The organism is Homoserinimonas aerilata, assembly GCF_006716125.1.
In the GTDB taxonomy this organism is placed as follows: domain Bacteria; phylum Actinomycetota; class Actinomycetes; order Actinomycetales; family Microbacteriaceae; genus Homoserinimonas; species Homoserinimonas aerilata.
The window spans coordinates 576154-602926 of record NZ_VFOM01000001.1 but is presented as its reverse complement, the minus strand read 5'-3'; the positions used below and the strand labels follow the sequence as shown (position 1 = coordinate 602926).

Sequence of the window (26773 nt, the reverse complement as noted above, 5' to 3'; positions counted from 1 at the left end):
CCCACCTCAGCCGAAACGGCCCGGACTCCCCCAAGGGGTCCGGGCCGTTTCCGTTGCCGACAGCCGCGGCTGCCGTCAGTCACTGGTGCCGTCAGCCCCCGACGTACGCCGCAAGATGCTTGCCGGTGAGTGTGCTGCGGTCGGCGACGAGTTCGGCGGGCGTTCCCTCGAACACGAGCCTCCCGCCGTCGTGGCCCGCACCAGGGCCGAGATCGATGATCCAGTCGGAGTGGGCCATGACGGCCTGGTGATGCTCGATCACGATCACCGATCTGCCCGAATCGACAAGCCTGTCGAGCAGGGCCAACAGCTGCTCCACATCCGCCAGATGCAGTCCGGTCGTCGGCTCGTCGAGCACATAGACGTCGCCCTTCTCGCCCATGTGCGTCGCCAGCTTGAGCCGCTGCCGCTCACCGCCCGACAGCGTCGTCAGCGGCTGGCCGAGGCTGATGTAGCCGAGCCCGACATCCGCAAGCCTCTCCAGAATGGCGTGCGCTGCGGGGATGCGCGCCTCCCCTGCGGCGAAGAACTCCACAGCCTCCGACACTGGCATCGCGAGGACCTCGCTGATGTCGCGCCCGCCGAAGTGGTAGTCGAGAACGGATGTGTCGAAGCGTTTGCCCTCGCACACCTCGCACACGGTGGAGACACCCGCCATCACGCCCAGGTCGGTGTAGATGACGCCGGCGCCCTTGCAGTTGGGGCAGGCGCCCTCCGAGTTGGCGCTGAACAGGGCCGGCTTCACGCCGTTCGCCTTCGCGAAGGCCTTGCGGATGGGCTCCAGCAGGCCCGTATAGGTGGCCGGATTGCTTCTCCGCGAACCACGGATGGCGCCCTGGTCGATGGAGACGACGCCGTCGCGGCCCGACACCGAGCCGTGGATCAGCGAGCTCTTACCCGAACCGGCGACACCCGTGACCGTGACCAGAACGCCGAGCGGGATGTCGACGTCGACGTCCTGCAGATTGTGGGTGCCGGCTGCCCGCACCTCCAGCTTCGCCGACGGAGTGCGCACCGACGGTTTCAGCGTTGCCCGGTCATCCAGATGCCGCCCAGTGAGCGTGCCGCTGGCGCGCAGCCCCTCCACGGTGCCCTCGAACATCACCTCTCCCCCGCCTGTTCCCGCGCCGGGGCCCAGATCGACGACGCGGTCGGCGATGGTGATCATCTCCGGCTTGTGCTCCACGACGAGAACGGTGTTGCCCTTGTCGCGCAGCTGCAGCAGCAGCTCATTCATGCGCTGGATGTCGTGCGGATGCAGGCCCACCGTCGGCTCGTCGAAGACATACGTCACATCGGTGAGAGACGAGCCCAGATGCCGGATCATCTTGGTGCGTTGCGCCTCGCCGCCGGAGAGCGTGCCCGACGAGCGGTCGAGGCTCAGATATCCGAGGCCGATGTCGACGAAGGAGTCGAGCGTCTCCCTGAGGGAGGTCAGGAGCGGCGCGACAGACGGCTCGTCGAGGCCGCGCACCCACCCGGCGAGGTCGCTGATCTGCATGGCACAGGCATCCGCAATGTTGATGCCGTTGACCTTCGATGAGCGGGCGCCCTCATTGAGGCGGGTTCCGCCGCACTCGGGGCAGGTGGCGAACGTGATCACCCGGTCGACGAAAGCGCGGATGTGCGGCTGCATCGCCTCGCGATCCTTCGACAGGTAGGACTTCTGGATTCGCGGGATCAGGCCCTCATAGGTCAGGTTGATGCCCTCGACCTTGATCTTCGTCGGCTCCTTGTGGAGCAGGTCGGCCAGCTCCTTCTTCGTGAACGCGCTGATCGGCTTGTCCATGTCGAAGAAGCCGCTGCCGCCGAAGATGCGGCCGTACCAGCCCTCCATGCTGTAGCCGGGAACCGTCAGCGCGCCCTCATTCAGCGACTTGCTGTCGTCATACAGCTCGCTCAGGTCGAAATCACTGACCGCGCCCATGCCCTCACAACGCGGGCACATGCCCCCGATCACGCTGAAGTCGCGTCGCTCCTTGACCGTCTCGCCGCCGCGCTCGAACTTGACCGCGCCGGCGCCGCTGATGGATGCCACATTGAACGAGAATGCCTGAGGGGAACCGATATGCGGATGCCCCAGCCGGCTGAACAGGATGCGCAGCATCGCATTCGCATCGGTGGCCGTGCCCACAGTGGAACGCGAATTGGCCCCCATCCGCTCCTGGTCGACGATGATCGCCGTCGTCAGGCCCGAGAGCACATCGACATCGGGCCTGGCGAGCGTCGGCATGAAACCCTGCACGAAGGTGCTGTAGGTCTCATTGATCATCCGCTGCGACTCCGCGGCGATCGTGCCGAACACGAGCGAACTCTTGCCCGAACCGGAGACGCCCGTGAAGACGGTCAGCCTGCGCTTCGGCAGATCGACGCTGACATCCTTGAGGTTGTTCTCCCGCGCACCAATGACCCGGATGACATCGTGGCTGTCTGCGGCGGCACGCCCCGCAGCCGCATTCGTGCCCACATCCGCGCTCGTCGAACCGCTGCCCATGGTGCCTCCCTCAGTCGCGCAGGCCACACCCCCGCAACCGCGGTCGGCATCGCCCGACCCGACAATGTTACGGGCGGGCAGGCATCCGCTACGCCTCCGTGATGTCGATCTCCTGCAGAACCTCGGCGTCGATCGCAGAGCGGACCGCCTCGAGCAGACCGTCAGGTGCCGGCGAGTCGATCGTCAGAACGCTGAGCGCCTGGCCACCGGCCGCACGGCGGCTGATCTGCATGCCCGCGATGTTGATGCCGGCCTCGCCGAACTCCTTACCGAACACCGCCACAATGCCGGGGCGGTCGGTGTAGACCATCACGATGTGGTGCTTCGCGATGGGCAGCTCCACGTCGTAGCCATTGATCTCGACGATCTTCTCGACCTGCTTCGTGCCCGTCAGCGTGCCCGAGACAGACACCTGAGTGCCATCGGTCAGCCCGCCACGGATCGTCAGAAGGTTGCGGTATTCGTCGCTCACGGCATCCGTCACCAGGCGAACCTCGATGCCGCGCTGCTCCGCCAGAAGCGGCGCATTCACATACGACACCGACTCGCTCACGACATTCGTGAAGATGCCCTTGAGCGCCGCAAGCTTGAGAACCTTGACGTCGAGCTCGGCGATCTCGCCGCGGATCTCGATGTCGACACTGCTGACCGGGCCCTGCGCGAGGCCGCTGAAGACCTGGCCCAGCTTCTCCATGAGCGGGATGCCGGGGCGCACCGTCTCGTCGATGACACCACCGGCGACGTTCACCGCGTCGGGGACGAGCTCGCCGTCGAGCGCCAGACGCACAGACTTGGCAACCGAGACGCCCGCCTTCTCCTGCGCCTCATCGGTCGACGCACCCAGGTGCGGGGTCAGAACGATGTTCTCGAGCGTCGACAGAGGAGAATCCTTCGGCGGCTCGTTCACGAACACATCGAGACCGGCCGCCGCAATGCGCTTCGTCGACAGCGCCTCGAACAGCGCCTCCTCGTCGATGATGCCGCCACGGCTGCAGTTGACGATGCGCAGGGTCGGCTTCGCCTTCGCGAACTCGGCCGCGCCGAACAGCCCCGTCGTCTCGGGGGTCTTCGGGATGTGGATCGTGATGAAGTCAGACTGCTCGATGAGCTCGTCGAGGCTCACAACCTGCACACCCAACTGCTGCGCGCGCGTCGGCGTCACATAGGGGTCATAGGCGATGAGGTTCGCGCCGAAGCCCGCCAGACGCTGCGCGACCAGGGTGCCGATGCGGCCCAGACCGACAATGCCGATCGTCTTCTCGAACAACTCGATGCCGGTGTACTTGGAGCGCTTCCACTCCCCCGCCTTCATCGACTGGTTCGCCTCAGGGATGAACCGGGCGAGACTCAGAATGTGACCGACCGCAAGCTCCGCCGCCGAGATCACATTCGAGGTGGGCGCGTTCACGACCATGACGCCAGCCGTGGTCGCCGCCTTGATGTCGACATTGTCGAGCCCCACACCGGCACGGGCGATGACCTTCAACTGCTTGCCCGCAGCGATCGCCTCCTCGTCCATCTTCGTGGCCGAACGGATCAACACGGCGGATGCCTCGGCCAGCGCCGCAAGAAGCGCCGGACGGTCAGTGCCATCCACGGATCGGATGTCGAAATCGGGGCCCAAGGCCTCGACAGTTGCAGGAGAGAGCTCTTCAGCGATCAGCACGACCGGCTTTGCCACGAATCGGATCCATTCGTCGGGGGTGGGGGTGGATGCCGCGGCGCACGCGGGCGCGGTGCCGCCAGTTTAGTGCACCGAATATGCCGCGCCGACGATGTGACGCCAGGACTGCGGATGCTCAGACCAGGGCGGTCAGGGTGAGGCTCAGTGCCGCGACGACGGCCAGCCCGAGCGCGAAGAGCAGCACCTGCATCAGCACGCCCCTGCGACGCCCCAGCAGCCACGCCGCGACATAGGCGATCGGCGGCAACAGCAGATTGGCGACGAGCACAGCCCACGGCACCGGCTGTGGCTCGACATCGTTCTCGATGAGGAACCTGTTGAACTCGGCGATCTGCGCCGGAACCCCGACCACGTTCGACACGGCCTCGAACAGGTCGTAGGCATAGAACAGACCGAAAGCGATCATGATGACGGCGGTGAGCCATCCGGCCCTCCTCGTCACCACCGGCTTCTCCTGCTGCTCGCTCATGATGCGGCCCCCAGAATGAACGGCCACGGCGCGACCAGCACAAGACCGAGCAGCAGCCACAGGATGCGCCACACCGGCCGTGCGCCGCGCGTCAGCAGCAGCACCGTGCCCAGCCAGATCGCGGGCGACGCGATCGCCAGGAACTCGCCGAACTGGTACATGATCTCGAAGAACAGATTGCCGAGCGAGACGCTGCTCTGCCCGACCGCGATGATCCAGCCCACCACGAAGAGCAGGTAGGCGCCCGCGAAGATGCCGTACACGACCAGGAGAGCCGACCCCGTGGCCGGCGCGATCGCATCCGCCGTCGCTGCGGTGGCGGTATCGGGGCGCGCCGCAATGTGATCGACCTCGTCGCCGTCCCAGCGCAGGGCCTCGTCGTCGTCATCCGGATGCCTGCTCACGCCTCGACTCTACCGCCGCCGGGACGGGGCAGACTGTGACGATGCTCGAAACCGTTCAGACGATCATCCGCATCGCCCTCGCCCTCGTGTTCATCGGAATGGGCGCATCCCACTTCGTGCCCACCGTGAAGCGCACCATGGCGGCGATGATCCCGCCGCGGCTGCGCTGGGCCGGGATGCTCAGCCCCCGCAATCTCGTCGTGATCACCGGCGTGCTCGAGATCGCCGGAGGCATCGGCCTACTTATCCCGGCTACGACAGTCACCGCCGGGGTCTGCCTCGCGTTGCTCCTCATCGCTGTGTTCCCCGCCAACTCCTACGCGGCGAGACGCCCCGAGAAGTTCGGCAGAGTCGCTGTGCCACTCGTGCCGCGACTGATCGGCCAGATCGTGCTCATCGCGCTCGTGCTGTTCGCCGTCTGGCCGCTCTGAACGATGTGCAGGTTTTGTGTCAATATGCGTGCCCGTAGGCGCACATCCACATAAAAGCCGCACATTGTCGGCGCGCGTGGGGCGGCGGGGCTCAGCGCACCTTGGTGCGCAGGAACTCGACCGCTCGCGACCAGGCCAGGCTCGCCGCATCCGCGTTGTAGTTGCCTGACGGGTTCGCGTCGTTGTGGAACGCATGCGCGGCGTCATAGTAGAAGAACTCGACCTCGGCGCCCGACTCGTCGCGGATCTGCTGCTCCTGAAGCCGCGCCTTCTCCACCGGATAGCCGCGATCGTGCTCCGCGTAGTGCCCCTGCACGGCCGCCCGCACGCCCTCATATGACGACGGCACACCCTGCCCCACACCGTAGAAGGGAACAGCCGCACCGATGCGCTCGCCCTGCTGCGCCGCCAACGCGAGAACAAAACCGCCGCCCATGCAGAAGCCCGTCGCCCCAACAGTGGCGCTCGTCACAGCATCGGATGCGAGCAGGTAGTCGACCGCACCGGCCAACAACCGTGCGCCCTCCTCCTCGGGCAGCTGCTTCATCATCCGCCCCGCCTCCTCCGCATCGTGCGCGACCCTGCCGCCGTAGAGGTCAGGGGCGAGCGCGACAAAACCCTCCGAAGCGAGCCTGTCGGCGACATCGCGGATGTGCTCGGTCAGCCCCCACCACTCCTGAATGACGATAACGCCGGGGCCGCTGCCCGACTCGGGAAGCGACAGGTACCCGTGAGCCTCGCCGCCCGCCGACTCGAAGGTCACATTCTGGAAAGAGATCTCAGCCATCCGCTCATCCTAGGCACGGCAAAGGGCCGCACGCGCTCGGCGTGCGGCCCTTCGGGTATTGGGTTTCGAGACGGCCGCGGGCGGCCTCCTCAACCCGCGTACAACTAGCGGGCGGCGCTGCCGTCCGTGTAGTCCGCGTCCTGCTGCTTCCAGGCGAAGAGAGCGCGAAGCTCCTTGCCCGTGGCCTCGATCGGGTGCTGGGCACCCTTCTCGCGCAATGCCAGGAACTCGGTACCGCCGTTGTCCTGGTCCTCGATGAAACGCTTCGCGAAGGCACCCGACTGGATGTCCGCGAGAACGGCCTTCATGTTCTCCTTCACGTCGGGCGTGATGACGCGCGGGCCGGAGACGTAGTCGCCGTACTCCGCCGTGTCGGAGACCGACCAGCGCTGCTTGGCGATGCCGCCCTCCCACATGAGGTCGACGATGAGCTTGAGCTCGTGCAGCACCTCGAAGTAGGCGATCTGCGGCTGGTAGCCAGCCTCGATGAGCGTCTCGAAACCGTACTGGACCAGCTGCGAGGTGCCACCACAGAGAACAGCCTGCTCACCGAACAGGTCGGTCTCGGTCTCCTCCGTGAACGTGGTCTTGATGCCGCCGGCGCGCAGGCCGCCGATCGCCTTCGCGTACGACCAGGCGAGAGCCCAGGCGCTGCCCGAAGCATCCGCCTCGACGGCGACGATCACGGGAACACCGCGACCGGCCTCGTACTCGCGGCGCACGGTGTGACCCGGGCCCTTCGGGGCGACCATGATCACGTCGACACCCTCAGGCGCCTCGATGTAGCCGAAACGGATGTTGAAGCCGTGGCCGAACAGGATGGCCTTGCCCGCGGCCAGGTGCGGCTTGATGTCGTCCGCGAAGATGTGGCGCTGGTACTGGTCGGGCGCGAGGATGACGATGACGTCAGCCCACTCCGCGGCCTCAGCCGAACGGAGAACCTTGAAACCGGCCTCCTCCGCCTTCGCGATCGACTTCGAGCCCTCCTTCAGGCCGACGACGACCTCGACGCCCGAGTCGCGCAGGTTCTGCGCGTGGGCGTGGCCCTGCGAGCCATAGCCGATGACAGCGACCTTGCGGCCCTGGATGATCGACAGGTCTGCATCCTTGTCGTAGAAGATTTCGGTCACTTGTGTTTCTCCTTGTTGTTGTCTGTCAGGCAGATCGTTGGTGAAGATTTCGATACGGCCGCGGGCGGCCCACTCAATCCGCGGGGCGGGGCGCCCCTAGCTCTTGAAGACTCTTTCGGTGATGCTCTTGCCGCCGCGCCCGATGGCCAGCAGGCCGGACTGCGCGATCTCCTTGATGCCATACGGCTCAAGCACGCGCAGCAGGGCCTGCGTCTTGGCGGTGTCGCCGGTCACCTCGATGACCACGGCATCCGTGGCCACATCGACGATGCGTGCCCGGAACAGCGTAGCCGCCTCCAGGATCTGGCTGCGGGACGAGTTGTCGACCTTCACCTTGATCAGCATGTGCTCACGCTGCACCGTCTGGCCGGGGTCGAGCTCGACGACCTTGATCACGTTGATCAGCTTGTTGAGCTGCTTGGTGACCTGCTCGAGCGGGGCCTCCTCGACATCCACCACAACGGTGATGCGCGACAGGCCGGGGATCTCGCTCTTGCCGACGGCGAGGCTCTCGATGTTGAACCCGCGACGGGCGAAGAGGCCCGCGACGCGCGTGAGCAGGCCGGGCTTGTCTTCTACGAGAAGTGACAGGACGTGACTCATGGCCTTACTCCTCTTCCCATGCCGGCGCGTTGTCACGCGCATACTGCACCGACGAATTGCCGACGCCCTGCGGCACCATCGGCCACACCATCGCGTCGCGACTGACGATGAAGTCGATCACCACGGGGCGGTCGTTGGTCTCGTTCGCGAGCTTGATCGCCGCGTCGACCTCTTCTTTCTTGGTGACGCGGATGGCTAGGGCACCGTACGCCTCAGCCAGCTTCACGAAGTCGGGCACCATAACGGTGTCATGACCGGTGTTCAGGTCGGTGAAGGAGTGGCGGCCGTTGTAGAACAGCGTCTGCCACTGGCGCACCATGCCCAGCGAGGAGTTGTTGATGATCGCGACCTTGATGGGGATCTCGTTGATCGTGCAGGTCGCAAGCTCCTGATTGGTCATCTGGAAGCATCCGTCGCCGTCGATCGCCCAGACCGTGCGGTCAGGGTTGGCGACCTTCGCACCCATCGCCGCAGGCACGCCGTAGCCCATCGTTCCCGCGCCGCCCGAGTTGAGCCACGCATTCGGCCGCTCGTATTTGATGAACTGCGCGGCCCACATCTGGTGCTGGCCGACACCCGCCGCGTAGATGCCCTCGGGGCCGGTGATGGCACCGACACGCTCGATCACGTACTGCGGAGAGAGCAGGCCGTCCTCCGGCTCGTCATAGCCGAGCGGATACTGCTCCCGCAGCGCATTCAGGCGGGCCCACCATGCCGAGATGTCCGGCGTGGCGGAGGCGCTCGCCTGTGCGAACGCTGCGGTCAGATCGACGATGACATCCTTGGCATCGCCGACGATGGGAACATCCGCCGCACGGATCTTGCCGATCTCTGCGGGGTCGATGTCGACATGCACGATCTTGGCGTGCGGGGCGAACTCGCTCGGCTTGCCGGTGACGCGGTCGTCGAAGCGGGCCCCGAGCGACACGATCAGGTCGGACTCCTGCAGCGCGAGCACCGCCGGAACCGTTCCGTGCATTCCGGGCATACCCAGGTGCTGCTCGTGCGAATCGGGGAACGCGCCGCGAGCCATGAGCGTCGTCACGACGGGCGCGCCCGTCGCCTCCGCAAGAACCTTCAGCTCAGCGGATGCCTCGGCACGGATGACGCCGCCGCCGACATAGAGCACCGGCCGCTTCGCCTCGACGAGCAGTTGTGCCGCCGCCTGGATCTGCTTGCCGTGCGCCTTGCTCACCGGGCGGTAGCCGGGCAGGTCGACCTTCGGCGGCCACACGAAGGGCGCCAGATTCTGCTGGCAGTCCTTGGTGACGTCGATCAGCACAGGGCCGGGGCGGCCCGTCGTGGCGATCTGGTACGCGGCCGCGATCGTCGCCGGCACATCCTCAGGCTTGGACACCAGGAAGGAGTGCTTGGTGATCGGCATGGTGATGCCGACGATGTCGACCTCCTGGAACGCATCCGTGCCCATGAGGGTCGAGAAGACCTGACCCGTGATCGCGAGCAGCGGCACCGAATCCATGTAGGCGTCGGCGATTGCGGTGACCAGGTTGGTCGCACCGGGGCCGGAGGTGGCGATCGCGACGCCGACCCTGCCGGTGGATGATGCGTAACCCTCGGCAGCGTGACCGGCACCCTGCTCGTGGCGGACCAGGATGTGGCGGATGGCGGTGGATGACATCAGCTCGTCGTAGAACGGCATGATGGCGCCCCCCGGGAGGCCGAAGACGTCGGTGACGCCCAGCTTCTCGAGCGAACGGAGGATGGCGCCAGACCCTGTGAGGATCTCAGGCGTCGGTGATGTGGGGGTGGGAATGGGCGGCGAATCCGCTGACATGAGTCGGTTCCTAATGTGTCGGCACGAATGGTTGGAAGCGCGAAGCTACCCCGTGACCGCGCCCTCCGACGCGGAGCGCACGAGCTTGGAATACTTTGCGAGGACGCCACGGGTGTAGCGCGGGGGAAGGGGAGCCCAGCCGTCACGGCGGGCTGCCAGCTCAGCTTCATCGACAAGTAAGTCGAGCGAGCGAGCTGCGATATCGACCCGTATCAGATCACCATCGCGCACGAATGCGATCGGACCTGCGTCGACCGCTTCGGGTGCTATGTGGCCGATGCACAGGCCGGTTGTGCCGCCTGAGAATCTACCGTCTGTCAAGAGTAGTACATCTTGACCGAGCCCTGCGCCCTTGATGGCCGCCGTGATGGCGAGCATCTCGCGCATTCCGGGGCCGCCCTTGGGGCCCTCATAGCGGATGACGACGATGTCGCCCTTGCCGATGCGCCCCTCCGTGAGGGCATCCATGGCGGCGCGCTCGCGCTCGAACACCCGTGCCGGTCCCTCGAAGACGGCGGCGTCGAATCCGGCGGTCTTGACGACGGCACCCTCGGGGGCGAACGAACCCTTGAGCACGGCCAGACCACCCGTCGCGTGGATGGGGTTGTCGAGCGTGCGCAGCACCTCACCGTCGAGCGGGTCGATGTCCATCTCGGCCAGGTTCTCGGCCATCGTCTTGCCCGTCACCGTGAGGGCGTCTCCGTGCATGAGGCCGGCGTCGAGCAGCGCCTTCATGAGAACAGGCAGACCGCCGTGGCGGTCGACGTCGTTCATGACGTACGCGCCGAAGGGCTTGAGATCGCCGATGTGAGGCACCTTGTCGCCGATGCGGTTGAAGTCGTCGAGGGTGAGCTCGACGCCCGCCTCGTTCGCGATAGCGAGCAGGTGCAGGATGATGTTCGTCGAGCCACCGAGGGCCATACCGACCGCGATCGCGTTCTCGAACGCCTTCTTGGTCAGGATGTCGCCCGTCGTGATGCCGAGACGCAGCATGTTGACGACGGCCTCACCACTGCGGTGCGCGTAGTAGTCGCGGCGCCGATCGGCCGCAGCCGGGGATGCAGAACCCGGCAGGCTCATGCCGAGAGCCTCGGCGACGCTCGCCATGGTGTTGGCGGTGTACATGCCACCACACGCACCCTCGCCCGGGGCGAAGGCGCACTCGATGCGCTTGGCGTCGGCCTCGGACATCCGGCCTGCCTTGACCGCGCCGACCGCCTCGAAGGAGTCGATGATCGTGATGTCCTTCTCGGTGCCGTCGCTGAGCTTGACCCAGCCCGGAGCGATCGAACCCGCGTAGAGGAACACGGATGCGAGGTTCAGCCGTGCGGCCGCCATCAGCATTCCGGGGATCGACTTGTCGCATCCGGCAAGCACGACCGAGCCGTCGAGGCGCTCCGCCATCATGACGGTCTCGACCGAGTCGGCGATGACCTCACGGGAGACGAGGGAGAAGTGCATGCCCTCATGGCCCATGGAGATGCCGTCGGAGACGGAGATGGTGCCGAACTGCAGCGGATAGCCACCGCCGCCGTGCACGCCCTCCTTGGCTGCCTGCGCGAGGCGGCCGAGGCTGAGGTTGCACGGCGTGATCTCGTTCCAGGAGCTCGCAATGCCGATCTGAGGCTTATCCCAGTCGGCGTCGCCCATCCCGACGGCGCGGAGCATCCCGCGGGAGGTCATCGCCTCGATTCCGTCGGTGACGGTGCGGCTGCGGGGCTTCATGTCGTTCTCTGGCATGGCCCAAGTTTAGGCCGTAACCGCGAGAGGCATGCCCGCCACCTCACTTCAGTCGTCGCGGCCGCGCTGCTCGCGTTCGGAGAGCTCCCGCTCCTCCTTCTCGCGCTGGTCCTGGGCGCGGTCGATCGCCTCATCGAGCTCATCGGTGAAGAGGTAGCGCTCGTCCACATTCCCGGCACGGTATGCGGCCCGGCCGATCATGTGCGCCGAGACGGGAGCCGTGAGCATCTGGAACAGCAGGATCGGCGCCAGCGTGAGCAGAACCGCCCAGCTGCGCTCACTCAGCGCGATCGCCAGCAGCACCAGGATGAGGCCGAGCACCTGCGGCTTGGTGGCCGCGTGCATCCTGCTGAGAGCATCCGGAAATCTGATCAGTCCGATGCCAGCCGCCAGCGAGAACGCGGCGCCCAGAATCAGACACACGCTGGCGGCGACGTCGAGGATCATGTCGATGCTCACCTCTTCTTCACCCGGCCCTTCGCCTTGGGGCGCTGCCTCGCCTGTGGGCTGCGACCGGCAGGGCGAATATCGGCGGACTGCTTGGAGACGTAACGGGCGACGCTGATACTCGCGAACACGGCGACGAGCGCCAGAACGAGCATGATCGGGATGGTGCGCGTGTGCTCGTTATAGACCATCTCGACCCCAAGCACGCAGATGACCGTGGTCACGAGCATGTCGGAGGCGATCATGCGATCGAGGATGGCCGGACCGCGAACGATGCGGTAGACGGATGCCCCTGCCGCGCCCGTGAAGAGAAGCCCCACAACCGCAATGACGATGTCGTTCATACGTTCCCCCTCGGGGCCTCGCACAGTTGCATGTCCGAGCGCGAGCCGATCACGCGCACGATGCGACGCTCGGCCGTGAACACCGTCTGCCGGAATGCCTCCACATCGGCGTCGCTCTCCGTGTCGAGCGCGTGCACGTACAGCACCGAGCGGAAGCGGTCGGCCTCGACGACGAGCGAGCCGGGGATGAGCGAGATGTTGATGGAGACGAGCAGCATGATCAGATCGGACTTGCTGTGCAGTTGCACGGCGATGACCGAGCTGTGTGGCACCGAGCGAGGGTTGATCGCCTTCCAGGCGACATGCACGGAGCCGCGCAGGATGTCCCAGGCGAAGGTGGCCACGAAGACGAGCGCCCACCAGAGGTTGAAGCGACCCGAGAGCTCCACCGGGGGCAGATAGAAGATGCGGGTGACGGCGAGCGCGATGATGATGCCCGTCAGCAGGTTCAGCCATGAGAGCGACCCCCACAGGAGCATCCAGAGCACGACAAGCCACACCAGCAGGGGCAGCTGGTGGAGGACGCCGACGCGGGGCCGTTCTGAGGTGCCGTCTGGCATCACTCCACCCCCTCGGGGAACACGATCCGCACGTAGTTCTCGGGGCCGCTGAGGTTGTCGCCCGCGCGCGATGCGAGACCGTAGAGCGGCCCGGCGAACAGCGTGAGCCCGACGCTCAGGGCGACCATGCCGGCGGTCGCGCCGATCATGAGCCGAGGCGAGTTGCGGGTCTCCTTGAGGGTGCCGACGGAACCGGGCGCCTCGCTCAGCTGTTCGAGCAGCGCCGACTCGTAGTGCTCGACCTCGGATGCGGGCCGCCAGAACGCCATGTTCCACACGCGGGCGAGGGCGTAGAGGGTGAGCAGCGAGGTCAGCGCACCGGCGCCGATCACGCTGTACACGAGCCAGGAGGGCTGCGCCGCCCCCGCCTCGAACAGTGCCAGCTTGCCGAGGAACCCGGAGAACGGCGGGATGCCGCCCAGGTTGAGCGCGGGGATGAAGAAGAGCACCGCGATGACGGGAGAGGCCTTGAGGAGCCCGCCCAGCCTGTTGATCGACGTCGAGCCCCCCTGACGTTCGATCAGCCCCGTCGTGAGGAACAGCGTCGTCTGCACCGTGATGTGGTGAACGATGTAGTAGATCGTGGCGCTCAGCCCCGCGACGGTGCCGATCGCGATTCCGAAGATCATGTAGCCGATGTGACTGACGAGCGTGAACGAGAGCAGACGTTTGATGTCGGCCTGCGCGACCGCACCGAGGATTCCGACGATCATCGTCAGCAATGCCACGACCATCAGTAGATCGCCGAGCTGGTTGCCCGGGAAGAGGATCGTCTCGGTGCGGATGATCGCGTACACGCCGACCTTCGTCAGCAGGCCGGCGAACACGGCCGTGACCGGTGCGGGTGCCGTCGGATAGGAGTCGGGAAGCCAGAACGACAGCGGGAACACGGCCGCCTTGATGCCGAAGGCGACAAGCAGCATCACATGCAGGATCAGCTGCACATCCGGCGCGATCTCCGCCATGCGCACCGAGATCTGCGCGATGTTCACGGTGCCGAGGGCCCCGTAGATCATGGCGATGGATGCGAGGAACAGAACGGATGAGACGAGGCTCACGACGACATAGGTCACCCCGGCGCGGATGCGGGCGCCCGTGCCCCCGAGCGTGAGCAGCACATAGCTCGCCACCAGAAGGATCTCGAAGCCGACGTAGAGGTTGAACAGATCGCCCGCGATGAAGGCGTTGAAGACGCCGGCCGCGAGGACCATATAAGTCGGATGGTAGATGGAGACGGGGGTCTCGTCGTCACCGTCTGCCATACCCTGGCCGACGGAGAACACGAGGACGGCGAGCAGCACCGCCGCCGAGATGATGAGCATGAGGGCCGAGAGCCGATCGACGACGAGCACGATCCCGAAGGGGGCAGCCCAGCCGCCGACCTCCATGACCAGGGCGCCCCGCGCATCCACTTCAAGAAGAAGCACCACGCTGACCGCCATGACCGCGACCAGAGCCAGAACGGTGACGGCGACCTGAAGCCTCTTGCGGCGACCTGCGATGAGCGCGCCCGCCGCTCCGATGAGCGGCAGCATCACGACGAGGGGAACGAGTTCTTTCATCCTTCCTCCTCCCCTGTCTCGGCCAGTTCGTGCGCTGCGGTCAGCTCGTCGAGGTGATCGACCTCCGGGTCGTGCGGATCGGGGTTCGCGTGCTCCGCATCGAGCTCCGCGTCGCGCTGGGCGATCGCCAGGTCCTCGGCGTCATCCTGCACCTCATCGACCTTCGACAACCGCCAGGAGCGGTAGATGAGCCCCAGCATGAACGCAGAGACGCCGAAGGTGATGACGATCGAGGTGAGGATGAACGCCTGCGGCAGCGGATCGGCGATGTCGTCGACCGAGGTCGAGCCGTCGAGGATCGGGGCCAGACCCTGCCCACCTCCCATGATCAGGATGAGCAGATTGGTCGCGTTGCCGACGAGCATGAAGCCCAGCAGGACCCGCGTGAGGCTCCTCTCGAGCATGAGATAGAAGCCGCAGGCATACAGCACCGCCATCACGGCGACGAGGATGAGGGTCGCACTCATGAAGCCCCCCTCTCGTGCAACTGCTCATTGGGAGTGTTGGGGTCTTCTTCCTCCTGCTGGCGGTCGACCTCTCCTCCGAGGCTGCGCAGCACGTCGAGCACGAGACCGATCACGACCAGATAGACGCCGATGTCGAAGATCGTGGAGGTGACGAACTCGATGTGGCCCAGCACGGGCAGCTCCGTCTCGAACCAGGTCGAGGTGAGAGCATCCGCACCGAACAGCAGCGGGGCTGCGGCCGTGCCGACCGCGAGCACGAGGCCCGTGCCGAGCAGCTTGCCCGCGTCGATCGTGACGGCGGCCGCCAGCTCGTAGCGTCCGCCGGCGAGATAGCGCGCGACGAGGGCCATGCCCGCGACGAGGCCCGCAGCGAAGCCGCCGCCGGGCGCATTGTGCCCGCTGAACAGCACGAACAGCGAGACGACGATGATGCTGTGGAACAGCAGGCGCACCGTCATCTCGAGCAGGATGGACCGGTTCTCAGGCGCGAGCGTACGACCGGCGAGGAGCCAGGAGAGCGTCGTCTCGCCCGTCTCGCGACCCCGAGCCCTGGCCGGTTCGGTCACGGCACGCTGGCCCAGCAGGAAGCCGCGCCTGCCGCGCACGATCTGCGGCCTGTCGAGATCGTCGGTGCGGCGGTCGAGGAAGATGAGACTCGCAACGCCGGTCGCCGCCACGATCACGACCGAGAGCTCCCCCATGGTGTCCCAGCCACGCACATCCACGAGCGCCACATTCACCACATTCGCGCCGTGGCCGCCCTCGACGGCGAGCCTGGCGAACTCGAGATAGATGGGGTCGGCGATGCGGGAACCGAGCGCCACCACGGCGACGATCGCCATCGTGAGACCGACCGCGATCGCCAGCACCGCCCGAAGCGCGCGATAACGCGGCGCTCCGTGGGCGACGCCGATGCGCTGCGGCAGCCGGCGCAGCACCAGCACCACGGCGACGAGCGTGACCGTCTCGATGAGCAGCTGGGTGAACGCCAGATCGGGAGCCCCCTGCAGGGCGAAGAGCATCGCCATGCCATAGCCCGTGACGCCCACGAGCACGACCGCCGTGAAGCGCTTGTCGGCCCGCACCGCGGCGACGGCCGCGATCATCATGATGACGCCGATGACCAGCTGTGCCGGATAATCCCACAGCCTGACCTCATCCGGCCACTGCCTGTTCTGCACGATCGTCACGCCCACGCCCGCGACCATCACGAACAGGATGATGCCGAGATAGAGCGGCAGGGAGCCTCGCTGCGTCGCCGAGGTGACCCTGGCCGCGCTCCGGTCGATGAAGCGCATCACCCGCCAGTAGCCATCGGCCGCGTTGACAACAGGAGGGAGCGCCGCCTGCATCTTCGAGACGCGCTCCTTCTTCCAGAACAGCAGCAAGCCGAGTGCGAGCGTGAGAGCGGAGATGACGAGGGCCGGCTCCACACCGTGCCAGAGAGCCAGATGATAGTCATGCTCGCCCGCGGGGAACAGCTCGGAATAGCCGCTCAGCCAGCCGTCGACGACCGGCGCCATAAGGCCCAGGACGACCCCGGCAAGAGAGAGGAGAACAGGCGAGAACAGGGCATCGGGCCGGTCGTGGCGAACCTCGATCGCCTCGACGCCCTTCTTCGTCGCCAAGGCGCCCCAGACGAAGCGTGCACTGTAGGCGACCGTGAACATCGAGCCGAGGCCCACACCGACGACGGCCACAAGACCCAGCACGCTGCCGTCGGCGAGCAGCGCCGTCAGCACGGCCTCCTTCGCAACGAAACCGAGCGTCGGGGGAAGACCCACCATGGAGGCGATGGCGATCGTCGCCACTGTTGCCAGAACCGGGCGGCTGCGGCCGAGCCCGCTCAGCTTGCGCAGATCGCGGGTGCCCGTCGAATGGTCGATGAGACCGACCACGAGGAACAGCGTCGATTTGAACAGCGCATGAGCCAGAAGCAGAGCCAGAGCCGAAAGCGCCGCATCTCGCGTGCCGAACCCGGCGATGACGGTGAGGAAGCCCAGCTGGCTCACCGTGCCATAGGCCAACAGCAGCTTGATGTCGGTCTGACGGAGGGCGCGCCATCCGCCGACCAACATCGTGGCGACGCCGAGCACGACAAGCGATTCGCGCCAGCCCGGGATGGAGGCGAAGCCGGGAGCGAGGGCTGCGATCAGGTAGATGCCGGCCTTCACCATCGCCGCGGCATGGAGATAGGCGCTGACGGGAGTCGGGGCTGCCATCGCTGCGGGAAGCCAGAAGTGGAACGGCACGAGCGCCGACTTCGACACCGCTCCGATGAGGACCAGGAAGACCGCCACGATCACGAGGCCGCCACCATTGGGCGGATCGGCCATGATCGCGGTGAAACTCGTGGTGCCCGCCGAGGCGGAGAGGATGACGAGGCCCACCAGCATCGCCAGGCCACCGGCCGTCGTGACCAGAAGCGCCTGCAGCGCCGCACCACGGCTCGCCTTGCGATCGGTGTAGTGGCCGATCAGCAGATAGGAGAAGACCGTCGTGGCCTCCCAGAACATGAACATGAGGAAGACGTCGTCGGCGATGACGAGGCCGTACATGGCACCGCTGAACGCCGTGAAGTTGCCGGCGAAGCGCCCCAGCGCCGGCTCATCCGGCCCGAAGTAGCGCTCGCAGTAGATGAGAACGAGGGCGCCGACGCCCAGCACGACCAGACTCATCACCCACGAGAGCGTGTCGAGGCGGAAGCCCAGCTCGAGCCCGATCTCGGGAATCCAGGGCAGGGTCTCCCTCAGCGTTCCGCCACCCAGAACCTGGGGTGCTGCCGAGATCGTGAACACCAACGACCCGATCGGCACCAGCGCGACCATGTAGAAGACACGCGGCCCGAACCAGCGGGTCAAGAGCGGCGCGAGAAAGGCTGCGAGCACGAAAAAGGCCAACGAGAAAAGCACGTGACCTCCGTCTCAATGGGCGGGCGGTGCGCGTACGCCGAGAACGTAGGCAACCAAGATGAACCGATTCTACCGAACGGTACACACTGCCCAACGCCGTTCAGGGCCGCAGAAATTCCGAATCAAGAATATTTCTGCTCGCGAGCATCGGCGAGTTCATGCAGAACCGCCGCGACCGCCGCAGGATCAGCCACAGAGAACTCCGCCGCCGTCGGCCCCGCACCACACTTCAGGCCGAGATCACCCGGCCCCAGCACCGCGAAACCGTCTTCATCCGTCACGTCGTCGCCGGCGAAGAGAACGGATGCCGCCCCGGCGAAATCGCGCAGCATCCGCACCGCATCGCCCTTGGTCGTGGAGCGCACCGAGAACTCGAGAACATTGCTGCCGGAACGGACCGTCAGCCCGTCGATCGCCGCAGTTCCCTCGCGCGCCCGCCGCTGCGCCTCGGCCGCGCCCTCCGGCGCGACCAACCGCGTGTGCAGGGCGAAGCCCGCTGGCTTCACCTCGACGAACGCGTTCTCGACGGAGTCGGCGACACCGTCAAGAACCGCGCGCAACGCATACAGCCGCTGCCGTTCACCATCATCGAGCGTGACCCGCGGTTCCGCGTCGAGCCGTGACTCGACACCGTGCGAGCCGCTCAGCAGAACGGATGCCGGCGGGTCGGCGACATGCACGAGGCTGTCGAGGCTGCGCCCCGAGATGAGCGCGACCCGGGTCTCGGGCAGCCCGGCAAGCCGCAGCATCGCCGCACGCGCCTCCGGGATCGCCCGGGCGTCCTCCGGCCTGTCGACCAGCGGCGCCATCGTGCCATCGAAGTCGAGGGCGACGAGCAGCAGCGGGCTCGCCGCCAGCTCGTGCACCGCAGCCCTGAGATCGCGATCAGCCATCGGCGGCGGCACTCCCCTCGGGCTGCACGCCCTCATCCTGCGCAGCCCCAACATCCGCGGTTTCAAACTGCTTCGTCTTCGAGTGACCGTTCTTGAGCAGCACGTCGATGAACTCCGACGACCACCGCGCCACATCGTGCTCGAACACCCGCTTGCGCAGCGAACGCATGCGCGACATCCGCTCGCTCTTCGGCATCGACACGGCCCGCACGATCGTGGCCTTGAGGCCGTCGATGTCGTGCGGGTTCACCAGCAGCGCCTTCTTCATCTCATCGGATGCGCCCGCGAACTCACTCAGGATGAGCACGCCGTCATTGTCGGTACGGGTGGCCACATACTCCTTCGCGACGAGGTTCATGCCGTCGCGCAATGCCGTGACGAGCATGACGTCGGCCGCCAGGTAGAGCGCCACCATCTCCTCCCGCGGATAACTGGCGTGATGGTAGTTGATGGGGGTGTGGCGGATGGTGCCGTAGTCGCCGTTGATGCGGCCGACCATGAGCTCCACCTCGTCGCGCAACTGCATGTACGCGTCGACGCGTTCGCGGCTCGGGCTGGCCACCTGCACGAGTGTGACATCCTCCACGCTCACCGTGCCGTCGCGCAGCAGCTCGCCGAAGGCCTTCAGCCGGTGCGCGATGCCCTTCGTGTAGTCGAGCCTGTCGACGCCCAGGATGATCGTGCCCGGGTTGCCGAGATCTTCGCGGATCTGCTTCGCCCTGGCCTGGACATCCGCACGCTTCGCCATCTCCTCGAATCCGCGCGAGTCGATCGAGATCGGAAAGTGGCGTGCGATGACGCGGCGGGTGGGCTTGCCGCCCGCGATCGGCGCATGCACCCGAACCCCCGGCGACTCGTCCACGAGCGGCACATCGATGGAGGAGCCCCGCGTCGTGAAGCCCTTGAGGCGTCGCACCGCACGCGAGAAGTTGTTGGCGTCAGCCAGCCGCTGGAAGCCGATCACATCAGCGCCGAGCAGCCCCTCGATGATGGGGGTGCGCCACGGCAGCTGCGAGTAGATGCCATACGGCGGGAACGGGATGTGGTTGAAGAAGCCGATCGTGAGATCGGGGCGCTGCTCACGCAGGAGCTTCGGCACTAACTGCAACTGGTAGTCCTGCACCCACACGACTGCGCCGTCATCGGCGACCGCCGCCGCGGCATCCGCGAATCTCCTGTTGACGCGCACATACGCCTCCCACCACTCACGGTGATAGCCGGGAGGGGCGATCACATCGTGATAGAGCGGCCAGAGCGTGTCATTGGAGAAGCCCTCGTAGTAGCGGGCCACCTCCTCCGTGCTCAACGGAACAGGGACGATTCGGATGCCGTCGCTCTCGAAACGCTCGATGTCGACATCCGGCTGGCCGACCCAGCCCACCCACGCGCCGTCATTGCTGCGCATAACAGGCTCGAGCGCGGTGACGAGCCCGCCCGGCGAATGCCGCCAGACGACCTCGCCGGCGTCATCGATCGTGCGATCCACAGGGAGCCTGTTGGAGACGACGATGAAGGAATGTCGGTCTCCCTGGGGCCCAGATTCGCTGGCTTTACCAGCACTTGCTGTCATGAGTCGCCTACCCGGTTCGTCTTGCATATTCGTCTGTGAAAGCCTCAGAATCAGCGTAGCAGCGGCACATCAGGATGCCCTGTGCATCCGCACGACGACGAACGGCAACCGGGCGTTCACCCCGCAAACGGCGTCGGCTGTCTAGAATCGAGCCGATGATCCGCGTCGGCCTCAGCACCTCCAGTGTCTACCCGCTGTCGCTGGAGCACGCCTTCAGGCTGGCCGGTGTGCTCGGCTACGACGGCGTCGAGGTCATGGTCACCAACGACGAACGCACCCGCGACGCGAGCGAGCTTCTGCGCCTGTCGATGAAGTACGAGCTGCCGATCCTGTCGATCCACGCGCCCGTTCTGCTGCTCACCACCTTCGTGTGGGGCCGCGACCCGCAGGTGAAACTCGAGAAGTCGGCAGAGCTGGCCCGCGCGGTCGGCGCCTCGACCGTCGTCGTGCATCCGCCGTTCCGCTGGCAGGCGGCGTATGCGAAGGACTTTCTGCGCATCGTGCGCAGCACCGCCGCGGAGTACGGGGTCGAGATCGCCGTCGAGAACATGTTCCCGTGGAAGGTCGGCTCGCGCAGCCTCGGCGCCTACTCACCCGGCTACGACCCGACCCTCATGGACTGCGACGCCATGACGCTCGACTTCTCGCACGCCTCACTCTCGGGCCGCGACTCGCTCGAACTCGCGCACGCGATGGGCGGCAGGCTGCGCCACGTGCACCTGTGCGACGGCTCCGGCTCTATGGACGAGGGCAGGGTCTTCGACGAGCACCTGCTGCCGGGCCGCGGCAGTGAGCCGGTCGCCGAAGTGCTGCAGTACCTCTCCGGCCGACATTGGAAGGGCTCCGTCGTCGCCGAGGTCAACACCCGCCGGTGCCGCACAGAGGAGCAGCGGCTCGAGCTTCTGTCCGAGACGCTCGCCTTCGCGCGCAGCGCCCTCGGGCAGCGCGACCGGCGCCCCGTCATGCATCGCCCGCTCGGCACGGTTCTTTCGCGCATCCGCCGCCGTGCCCGCAGGGGTGGCAGGGTCGTCACAGGCTCAACCGAGTAGGCGCCAAACGCAGATGCGCCCGCCCTGTGGGGTGGACGCATCCGTCGTTCCGAGGCCGACCGCTATGCGGTGGCCGGGAGCATGGCCAGTGACCGGATGCGACGAATCCGCCGCAGCGACGCGTAGCCGAGCAGAGCAGCCAGCAGGCCGAAGCCGAGCAGCGCGAATGCCGAGCCGACGGCCACGGAGGGGGCGCCGCCCGCCACGATGGCCTGCATTCCCGAGACCCCGTAGCCGAGCGGCAGCAGAGGGTTGAGCCACTGCAGCGACTCTGACACCAGCTGGATCGGGTAGATGCCGCCCGTCGTGGTCGCCTGCAGCGCCAACAGCAGCAGCGAGACGACGAGGCCGGCACGACCGAACGCCACCGCGAGCAGCTGGTGGATCGCCGTGAACGCGAGTGCCATGAGCACGGCGAAGCCGAGCGTTGCGGGCAGCGCAGACCAGGCGACGCCGAGCGTGAGATGCAGCAGACCGACGAGCAGCAGCGCCTGGCCGACGGTCACCGCGGCGGCCTTCGCGAATGCCGCCGCAAGGAGGCGCCCGTGCGTGGCCGTGGAGGTCAGCGCCCGCCACGAGACGGGGCGCATCACGAGGAACACCGCGAACGCGCCCAGCCACAGCCCGAGGGGCACGAAGAAGGAGGAGACCCCCACCCCGAGATCGGCGATGCGGTTGTCGCGGTCGCTCGTGACGAGAACCGGCTCGGCGATGACCTTCGCCGTCGCATCCGCCGCCCCCGTGTCGACCGCGGGAACCTGCTCTGCGCCGCTGCGCAGGCCGGATGCCAGCTCGCCAGCCCCTGAGGCCAGCTCGCCCGCGCCGCCGGCAGCGCCCGAGGCACCCTCCTGCAGCTGGCCGAGCCCGCCCGCGAGCTGGCTCGCACCGGACCGCAGACCGGCCGAGCCCGCGGCGAGCTGAGCTGCCCCGGATGCGCTCTGCGAGATTCCGCCCTGGATGCCGGCGATGGCGCCGGATGCCTGCTGGCTGAGGGCTGTGCCCCCGGCCGCGGCCCCGCTCAGTTGCTGAGTCAGGTACCCGATCGTGGCGAGGTCGGGAACAGGCTTGGCCATCTCGGCCGAGAGCGCCGCGCTCAACTGCGACACACCACCCGTGTACTGGGCGACCCCGCCGGAGAGGGCGGTGAGCCCGCCGGCGCCCTGGTTGAGCTGGGCGAGGCCCGAACTCAGGGAGTCGACGCCGCCCGTGTACTGGTTCACGCCGCTCGACAGCTTTGTGGCACCCGACTGCGAGGCAGCCAGCCCGTCGGAGAGCTGCGTGAGCCCGCCTCCGAGCGAGGTCGCGCCATCGGAGAGCTTGTCTGCGCCGTCTGCGGCGGTGCCGAGCGAGCCGCCCAGATCGCCGAGGCCCGAGTACAGGCCGGAGACGAACTGCTCGGTGACGTTCTTGCCGAACGTGGCCGCCATGGTGTCGCCGAGCGCCCCCGAGAGCTCACCGGTGAGGTAGCTGTGTGAGTCGTCGGTGCGGATGCTGATCTCGGCAGCCTGCGGATCGTCGCCCTGCAGCGACGACAGTGCCTTCGAGAAGTTCTTGGGGATCGTGACGACCGCGTAGACGTCGCCCGCGGCGAGCGCCTTCTCTGCCGCATCCGAGTTGGTGATGACCCAGTCGAATCCGTCGTCGGCGCCGGTCAGTTCTGTGACGAGCCCGCGGCCGGCGAAGAACGGTGTCTCGGTGCCGTCCTCGGCGGTCTGGTAGAGGAGTTCGTCGTTGTTGACGAGCGCCGCCGGGATGCGGCTCGTGGCCGTGTCGGCGTTCGCCACAGCGGCCACGATGAGACCGGCGAAGGCGAGCGGCACGAGCACGACGGCCGCGATCACGACGGCCTTCAGCCCGCCGCGGGAGGCGATGGAGGTGCGGAGGCGGTTCATGCGAGCACGTCCGTTCTGTCGGTGTCGGTATGGGCGGCATCGTCAGCCGCTGAGGGCTCGGATGCGGTGCCGTAGAGGTCGATCGGCACGATGTGGCGGCCACCCGCCTGCAGCTCGCCCAGGCCGCGCAGCGGGATGGGTGTTCCGATGACGATCGTTGTGGAGCTCGGCGCGAGCCTGCTGACGGCGGCCACGAATGCGGCCTCGTCGCCCGCGTCGGCGAATGCGTCGAACAGGTCGAGCATGACGATGGGGGTGCCCTCCGCGATGGCGACGGTCGACAGCGCGATCCCGCGCTCCAGTTGCGGCAGCTGCCGCACCACCGAGTCGGCGGAGAGGCGCGAGGAGGTGACCGTGTCGCCGGCGCGCGACGCCCAGCGGCGAGCCGTGCGCCGCACCGACGTCGCCCGATACCAGGGCACGGTCACGGTGATGCGCTCACGCAGCAGCTGGCCGAAGGTGACCGCGAGGTCGCCGTCGTCGGCACCCGCGGCATCCGCCATCGCCACGATCCGCGAGACGCTCGGCGCCTCGGAGGGCAGCGGATGCCCCAGCACCTGCGCGCGACCCGAGACCGGCGCGATTCTGCCTGCGAGTGTTGCTGCGAGCATCCGGCGCGCTGCGGGGTCGCCGCTCGCGAGCACGACGGCTCCGCGCGGCACGCTCAGCTGGAACGGCCCGACGGTCGTGCTGTCGACCCCGACCACGAGGCTCTCGGCGCTGATCGCGGCGTCACCCTGGGTGCGGGTCCACTCGATCGCGTCACGGTGGTCGCGCAGGTGAACGCCCTCGATATCGGCGTGCGGCAGGATGCGCGCCAGCCAGGCGGGGAGCCACCAGGCCCTGCGCCCGAGCAGCGTCATGACGGCGGGAACGAGCGTCATGCGTACCAGGAAGGCGTCGAAGGCGATGCCCGTCGCGAGTCCGAGCGCAATCGGTTTGATCATTCCCGCGCCCTCGGGCACGAAGGCGAAGAAGACGAAGAACATGATGAGGGCCGCGGCGGTCACCACACGGGCTCCCCCGGCGAAACCGCGCTCGACGGCACGCCGCGCATTGCCCGTGTGCACGAACTCCTCGCGCATACCCGAGACGAGGAACACCTCGTAGTCCATGGCCAGGCCGAACAGCACCGCCATCACCAGGATGGGCATGAAGCTCAGGATGGGGCCCAGATGGTCGACATGGATGAGCTCGGCACCCCACCCCCACTGGAACACCGCGACCGTGACGCCGAGCGCCGCGAACACCGACAGCAGGAAGCCCAGCGCCGCCTTGATGGGCACCAGAACGGAACGGAACACGATCATGAGCAGCACGATCGACAGCCCGACCACGATGAGCGCGAACGGGATGAGCGCGTCGGTGAGGCGCTGCGAGATGTCGATGCCGATCGCGGTGAAGCCCGTCACCGACACCGCGGTGCCGTATTCGCGCTCGAGCTGCGGGGCCAGATCGCGGATGGCCTGAACGAGCTCCTTGGTACTGGTGGCGGAGGGCTCGCCCGACGGCGTCACCTGCACGATGGCCGTGTCGAGAGTCGCGTCGGGGATGCCCTGGCTGACGTACGCGACATCGTCGAGGCCGCGCAGCTCATCGGCGATGCCCTCGAGGTCGTCGAGCACATCGGTCGTCTGGGTGATGTCGATCGACACGATCAGCGGGCCGTTGAAGCCGGGGCCGAAACCGTCCGCAATCAGGTCGTAGGCCTTGCGCTGCGTGCTGTCGGCCGCCTCCGCGCCGTTGTCGGGCAGGTTCAGTTCGAGACTCAACGCCGGCACCGCGAGCACCCCGAGAAGGCCGACGACGCCGACGGTCGCCAGCACCGGAACCTTCATGACGCCGCGCACCCAGCGCAGCCCCATCGACGGCTTCGCGTTCGGGTCGTTCAGCGCGTTGGCGCGGCGGTGCGAGCGCGAGCCGGGCTTGGGCGCGAGCCGTGCGCCCGCCAGCCCGAGAAGCGCCGGCAACAGGGTCACTGCGACGCCGATCGCCACCAGCACGGCGAAGGCGGCGCCGATGCCCATGATGCTGAGGAACGGGATGTTCACCACGAGCAGGCCGAGCAGCGCGATGATCACGGTGACACCGGCGAACACGACGGCGCTGCCCGCGGTGCCGACGGCCATGCCCGCCGACTCCTCCGGGTCGTCACCGAGAGCCAGCTGGGTCCTGTGGCGCGACAGGATGAACAGGGCGTAGTCGATACCGACAGCCAGACCGATCATGAGGGCGAGCAGGGGCGCCGAGTTCGACACCGTCGTCACCTCTGAGGCGAGCAGGATGCCGCCGATCGTGATGCCGACACCGATGAGGGCACTCAGCAGCGGCATGCCGGCGGCCATCAGCGAGCCGAAGGTGATGAGCAGCACGACCGCGGCGAAGACGACGCCGAAGACCTCCACGATCGTGACGCCGAAGCTGCTCTGCTGGAAGACCTGACCGCCGAACTCGACCTGCATGCCGGCGTCCTCGCCGATCTCGGCCGTCGCGGTCAGCTCGGCGAGCATTGCATCCGTCACCTCTGCCGAGCTGCCGTCGAACTGCACCTGGATGCGCGCCGTGCCCTTGTCATCCGAGACGGCCTCACCCGCATACTCGTCGAACGGGCCCATGACGCTGTCGACGAAACCGAGCCTGCCGATCTCGGCCACCATCTCGTCGATCGCCGCCCTGTTCGCCTCATCGGCGACGGATGTGCCATCCGGGGCCACCACGACGGCCTGCGCGCTCGCACCCGCAACCTGCGGGAACACCGCCTCGAGGTGATCGAGCGCCTCCTGAGACTCGGTGCCGGGGATCGCGAACGACTCCTGCATGTTGCCGCCGAGCGCGAAGCCGCCGCCCAGGATGGCGAGCAGGATGACCGCCCAGGCCGCGATGACGGTCCAGGCGCGCCGGTACGAGAACCGGCCGAGGCGGTAGAGCAGGGTGGCCACAGGTGTACTCCAGTGAGAGGGGTCCGGGTGAGTGCTATTCCGAGATGGGGTCGAGCAGTTCTGTCATGACGGTGATGAGAGCGGCCCTGGTCTCATCGATCGGCAGGGGGTCGGTGTCGAGTTCGAAGCCCGACACGAGCAGGTAGGCGGCACCGCCGAGGGCGATACCGAAGCGCATGTGATCCACGGTGCTGGTCGCGGAGGTGTGGAAGAACGCGGCAATGCGCCCGACGAGCTGGGATGCGCTCACCATTACCGGAACATCCTCAAGCGACTTCGCCTGGTTGATGAACAGGTGCACCTCGAGCCGGTACTGCAGCAGGAAGTCGACGAACTCCTCGATGAAGGCGCGGCGACGAGCCCGGCTGAGAGGACGCCCTGCGACAGAGTCGAGGATGACGGCCATGCGTTCGATCGCGGGGGTCACTGCGGCTTCGAGCAGCAGCTCCTTGCTGGCGTAGTGATACAGCACGCTCGACTTGGAGAGGCCCGCGATCTCGGCGATGCGCGCGATCGAGGTGCCCGTGTATCCGGCTGTGGCGAACTCGGCGAGTGCTATCGCCTGGAGATCGGATGCGCTGGACATGGAATCAGCGTAACT

Annotated in this window: 22 protein-coding genes; 2 read left to right on the top strand and 20 right to left on the bottom strand. The window is 67.0% G+C overall.

Going from position 1 to position 26773, the window contains the following annotated elements:
- Window positions 1-91: 91 nt before the first annotated feature.
- The 4 genes from FB562_RS02840 to FB562_RS02825 all read right to left on the bottom strand — a co-directional run bounded on the left by FB562_RS02840 (window position 92) and on the right by FB562_RS02825 (window position 5051).
- Complete coding sequence (locus FB562_RS02840; protein ID WP_141879755.1) at window positions 92-2494, bottom strand: ATP-binding cassette domain-containing protein; 2403 nt, start codon at window positions 2492-2494, stop codon at window positions 92-94.
- Between the two features lie 88 nt (window positions 2495-2582).
- The gene (serA, locus tag FB562_RS02835) at window positions 2583-4175 is read right to left on the bottom strand and encodes a phosphoglycerate dehydrogenase (RefSeq protein WP_141879754.1); all 1593 of its coding nucleotides are present in this window, start codon (window positions 4173-4175) and stop codon (window positions 2583-2585) included.
- 118 nt (window positions 4176-4293) lie between these two features.
- Complete coding sequence (locus FB562_RS02830; RefSeq protein WP_141879753.1) at window positions 4294-4647, bottom strand: hypothetical protein; 354 nt, start codon at window positions 4645-4647, stop codon at window positions 4294-4296.
- Window positions 4644-5051 carry a hypothetical protein gene (locus tag FB562_RS02825; protein ID WP_141879752.1) on the bottom strand — a complete coding sequence of 136 codons (408 nt, stop codon included), beginning with the start codon at window positions 5049-5051 and terminating at the stop codon, window positions 4644-4646. The genes FB562_RS02830 and FB562_RS02825 overlap by 4 nt, the downstream gene beginning before the upstream one ends.
- 41 nt (window positions 5052-5092) lie before the next feature.
- Here FB562_RS02825 and FB562_RS02820 point away from each other — a divergent pair, with 41 nt between their 5' ends.
- Window positions 5093-5482: a DoxX family protein gene (locus FB562_RS02820; RefSeq protein ID WP_141879751.1), complete on the top strand. Its 390-nt coding sequence runs from the start codon at window positions 5093-5095 to the stop codon at window positions 5480-5482.
- A gap of 91 nt (window positions 5483-5573) precedes the next feature.
- Here FB562_RS02820 and FB562_RS02815 read toward each other — a convergent pair whose 3' ends face one another.
- From FB562_RS02815 to otsA, 13 genes are all read right to left on the bottom strand, one after another.
- Window positions 5574-6269, bottom strand: coding sequence for a dienelactone hydrolase family protein (locus FB562_RS02815; RefSeq protein WP_141879750.1), 696 nt, complete (start codon window positions 6267-6269; stop codon window positions 5574-5576).
- A gap of 104 nt (window positions 6270-6373) precedes the next feature.
- On the bottom strand, window positions 6374-7399 hold the full coding sequence (gene ilvC / locus FB562_RS02810) for a ketol-acid reductoisomerase (protein ID WP_141879749.1): 1026 nt from the start codon (window positions 7397-7399) through the stop codon (window positions 6374-6376).
- Between the two features lie 96 nt (window positions 7400-7495).
- Window positions 7496-8002 carry an acetolactate synthase small subunit gene (ilvN, locus tag FB562_RS02805; protein ID WP_141879748.1) on the bottom strand — a complete coding sequence of 169 codons (507 nt, stop codon included), beginning with the start codon at window positions 8000-8002 and terminating at the stop codon, window positions 7496-7498.
- Between the two features lie 4 nt (window positions 8003-8006).
- Complete coding sequence (locus FB562_RS02800; RefSeq protein WP_141879747.1) at window positions 8007-9797, bottom strand: acetolactate synthase large subunit; 1791 nt, start codon at window positions 9795-9797, stop codon at window positions 8007-8009.
- A gap of 45 nt (window positions 9798-9842) precedes the next feature.
- Window positions 9843-11537, bottom strand: a complete 1695-nt coding sequence (gene ilvD / locus FB562_RS02795; protein ID WP_141879746.1) for a dihydroxy-acid dehydratase — start codon at window positions 11535-11537, stop codon at window positions 9843-9845.
- A gap of 48 nt (window positions 11538-11585) precedes the next feature.
- Window positions 11586-11996 (bottom strand): monovalent cation/H(+) antiporter subunit G, encoded by a 411-nt coding sequence (gene mnhG / locus FB562_RS02790; RefSeq protein ID WP_342777272.1) that lies wholly within the window; start codon window positions 11994-11996, stop codon window positions 11586-11588.
- Entirely contained in the window at window positions 11993-12328 is a 336-nt protein-coding gene (locus tag FB562_RS02785; RefSeq protein ID WP_141879745.1) for an MrpF/PhaF family protein, read from the bottom strand. The genes mnhG and FB562_RS02785 overlap by 4 nt, the downstream gene beginning before the upstream one ends.
- Window positions 12325-12888 (bottom strand): Na+/H+ antiporter subunit E, encoded by a 564-nt coding sequence (locus tag FB562_RS02780; RefSeq protein ID WP_141879744.1) that lies wholly within the window; start codon window positions 12886-12888, stop codon window positions 12325-12327. Before FB562_RS02780 ends, FB562_RS02785 begins: the two co-directional genes overlap by 4 nt.
- Window positions 12888-14450 carry a Na+/H+ antiporter subunit D gene (locus FB562_RS02775; RefSeq protein WP_141879743.1) on the bottom strand — a complete coding sequence of 521 codons (1563 nt, stop codon included), beginning with the start codon at window positions 14448-14450 and terminating at the stop codon, window positions 12888-12890. The genes FB562_RS02780 and FB562_RS02775 overlap by 1 nt, the downstream gene beginning before the upstream one ends.
- Window positions 14447-14917, bottom strand: a complete 471-nt coding sequence (locus FB562_RS02770; RefSeq protein ID WP_141879742.1) for a Na(+)/H(+) antiporter subunit C — start codon at window positions 14915-14917, stop codon at window positions 14447-14449. Before FB562_RS02770 ends, FB562_RS02775 begins: the two co-directional genes overlap by 4 nt.
- A complete protein-coding gene (locus tag FB562_RS02765; protein WP_281284318.1) occupies window positions 14914-17805 on the bottom strand; it encodes a Na+/H+ antiporter subunit A in 2892 nt (963 codons plus the stop codon). Before FB562_RS02765 ends, FB562_RS02770 begins: the two co-directional genes overlap by 4 nt.
- Window positions 17806-17951: 146 nt before the next feature.
- Complete coding sequence (gene otsB, locus FB562_RS02760) at window positions 17952-18722, bottom strand: trehalose-phosphatase (protein ID WP_141879740.1); 771 nt, start codon at window positions 18720-18722, stop codon at window positions 17952-17954.
- Complete coding sequence (gene otsA, locus FB562_RS02755) at window positions 18715-20292, bottom strand: alpha,alpha-trehalose-phosphate synthase (UDP-forming) (protein ID WP_246081314.1); 1578 nt, start codon at window positions 20290-20292, stop codon at window positions 18715-18717. The genes otsB and otsA overlap by 8 nt, the downstream gene beginning before the upstream one ends.
- 155 nt (window positions 20293-20447) lie before the next feature.
- Here otsA and FB562_RS02750 point away from each other — a divergent pair, with 155 nt between their 5' ends.
- A complete protein-coding gene (locus FB562_RS02750) occupies window positions 20448-21341 on the top strand; it encodes a sugar phosphate isomerase/epimerase family protein (RefSeq protein WP_141879738.1) in 894 nt (297 codons plus the stop codon).
- Between the two features lie 62 nt (window positions 21342-21403).
- Here the strand turns inward: FB562_RS02750 and FB562_RS02745 are convergent, their stop codons facing one another.
- From FB562_RS02745 to FB562_RS02735, 3 genes are read right to left on the bottom strand one after another with little or no spacing between them, the layout of a single operon-like run.
- Entirely contained in the window at window positions 21404-23233 is a 1830-nt protein-coding gene (locus FB562_RS02745) for a YhgE/Pip family protein (protein WP_141879737.1), read from the bottom strand.
- The gene (locus FB562_RS02740; protein ID WP_141879736.1) at window positions 23230-26172 is read right to left on the bottom strand and encodes an MMPL family transporter; all 2943 of its coding nucleotides are present in this window, start codon (window positions 26170-26172) and stop codon (window positions 23230-23232) included. Before FB562_RS02740 ends, FB562_RS02745 begins: the two co-directional genes overlap by 4 nt.
- Window positions 26173-26206: 34 nt before the next feature.
- Complete coding sequence (locus FB562_RS02735; protein ID WP_141879735.1) at window positions 26207-26758, bottom strand: TetR/AcrR family transcriptional regulator; 552 nt, start codon at window positions 26756-26758, stop codon at window positions 26207-26209.
- Between the last annotated feature and the right edge of the window lie 15 nt (window positions 26759-26773).

What these genes read in the sequence shown, in the direction of transcription:
- FB562_RS02780 (WP_141879744.1), bottom strand. Translation starts at nt 12,888, where the DNA reads ATGCCAGACGGCACCTCAGAACGGCCCCGCGTCGGCGTCCTCCACCAG.
- FB562_RS02820 (WP_141879751.1), top strand. Translation starts at nt 5,093, where the DNA reads ATGCTCGAAACCGTTCAGACGATCATCCGCATCGCCCTCGCCCTCGTG.
- ilvD (WP_141879746.1), bottom strand. Translation starts at nt 11,537, where the DNA reads ATGCCAGAGAACGACATGAAGCCCCGCAGCCGCACCGTCACCGACGGA.
- FB562_RS02800 (WP_141879747.1), bottom strand. Translation starts at nt 9,797, where the DNA reads ATGTCAGCGGATTCGCCGCCCATTCCCACCCCCACATCACCGACGCCT.
- otsB (WP_141879740.1), bottom strand. Translation starts at nt 18,722, where the DNA reads ATGGCTGATCGCGATCTCAGGGCTGCGGTGCACGAGCTGGCGGCGAGC.
- FB562_RS02735 (WP_141879735.1), bottom strand. Translation starts at nt 26,758, where the DNA reads ATGTCCAGCGCATCCGATCTCCAGGCGATAGCACTCGCCGAGTTCGCC.
- FB562_RS02770 (WP_141879742.1), bottom strand. Translation starts at nt 14,917, where the DNA reads ATGAGTGCGACCCTCATCCTCGTCGCCGTGATGGCGGTGCTGTATGCC.
- FB562_RS02815 (WP_141879750.1), bottom strand. Translation starts at nt 6,269, where the DNA reads ATGGCTGAGATCTCTTTCCAGAATGTGACCTTCGAGTCGGCGGGCGGC.
- otsA (WP_246081314.1), bottom strand. Translation starts at nt 20,292, where the DNA reads ATGACAGCAAGTGCTGGTAAAGCCAGCGAATCTGGGCCCCAGGGAGAC.
- FB562_RS02775 (WP_141879743.1), bottom strand. Translation starts at nt 14,450, where the DNA reads ATGAAAGAACTCGTTCCCCTCGTCGTGATGCTGCCGCTCATCGGAGCG.
- ilvN (WP_141879748.1), bottom strand. Translation starts at nt 8,002, where the DNA reads ATGAGTCACGTCCTGTCACTTCTCGTAGAAGACAAGCCCGGCCTGCTC.
- FB562_RS02785 (WP_141879745.1), bottom strand. Translation starts at nt 12,328, where the DNA reads ATGAACGACATCGTCATTGCGGTTGTGGGGCTTCTCTTCACGGGCGCG.
- FB562_RS02745 (WP_141879737.1), bottom strand. Translation starts at nt 23,233, where the DNA reads ATGAACCGCCTCCGCACCTCCATCGCCTCCCGCGGCGGGCTGAAGGCC.
- FB562_RS02840 (WP_141879755.1), bottom strand. Translation starts at nt 2,494, where the DNA reads ATGGGCAGCGGTTCGACGAGCGCGGATGTGGGCACGAATGCGGCTGCG.
- FB562_RS02750 (WP_141879738.1), top strand. Translation starts at nt 20,448, where the DNA reads ATGATCCGCGTCGGCCTCAGCACCTCCAGTGTCTACCCGCTGTCGCTG.
- FB562_RS02830 (WP_141879753.1), bottom strand. Translation starts at nt 4,647, where the DNA reads ATGAGCGAGCAGCAGGAGAAGCCGGTGGTGACGAGGAGGGCCGGATGG.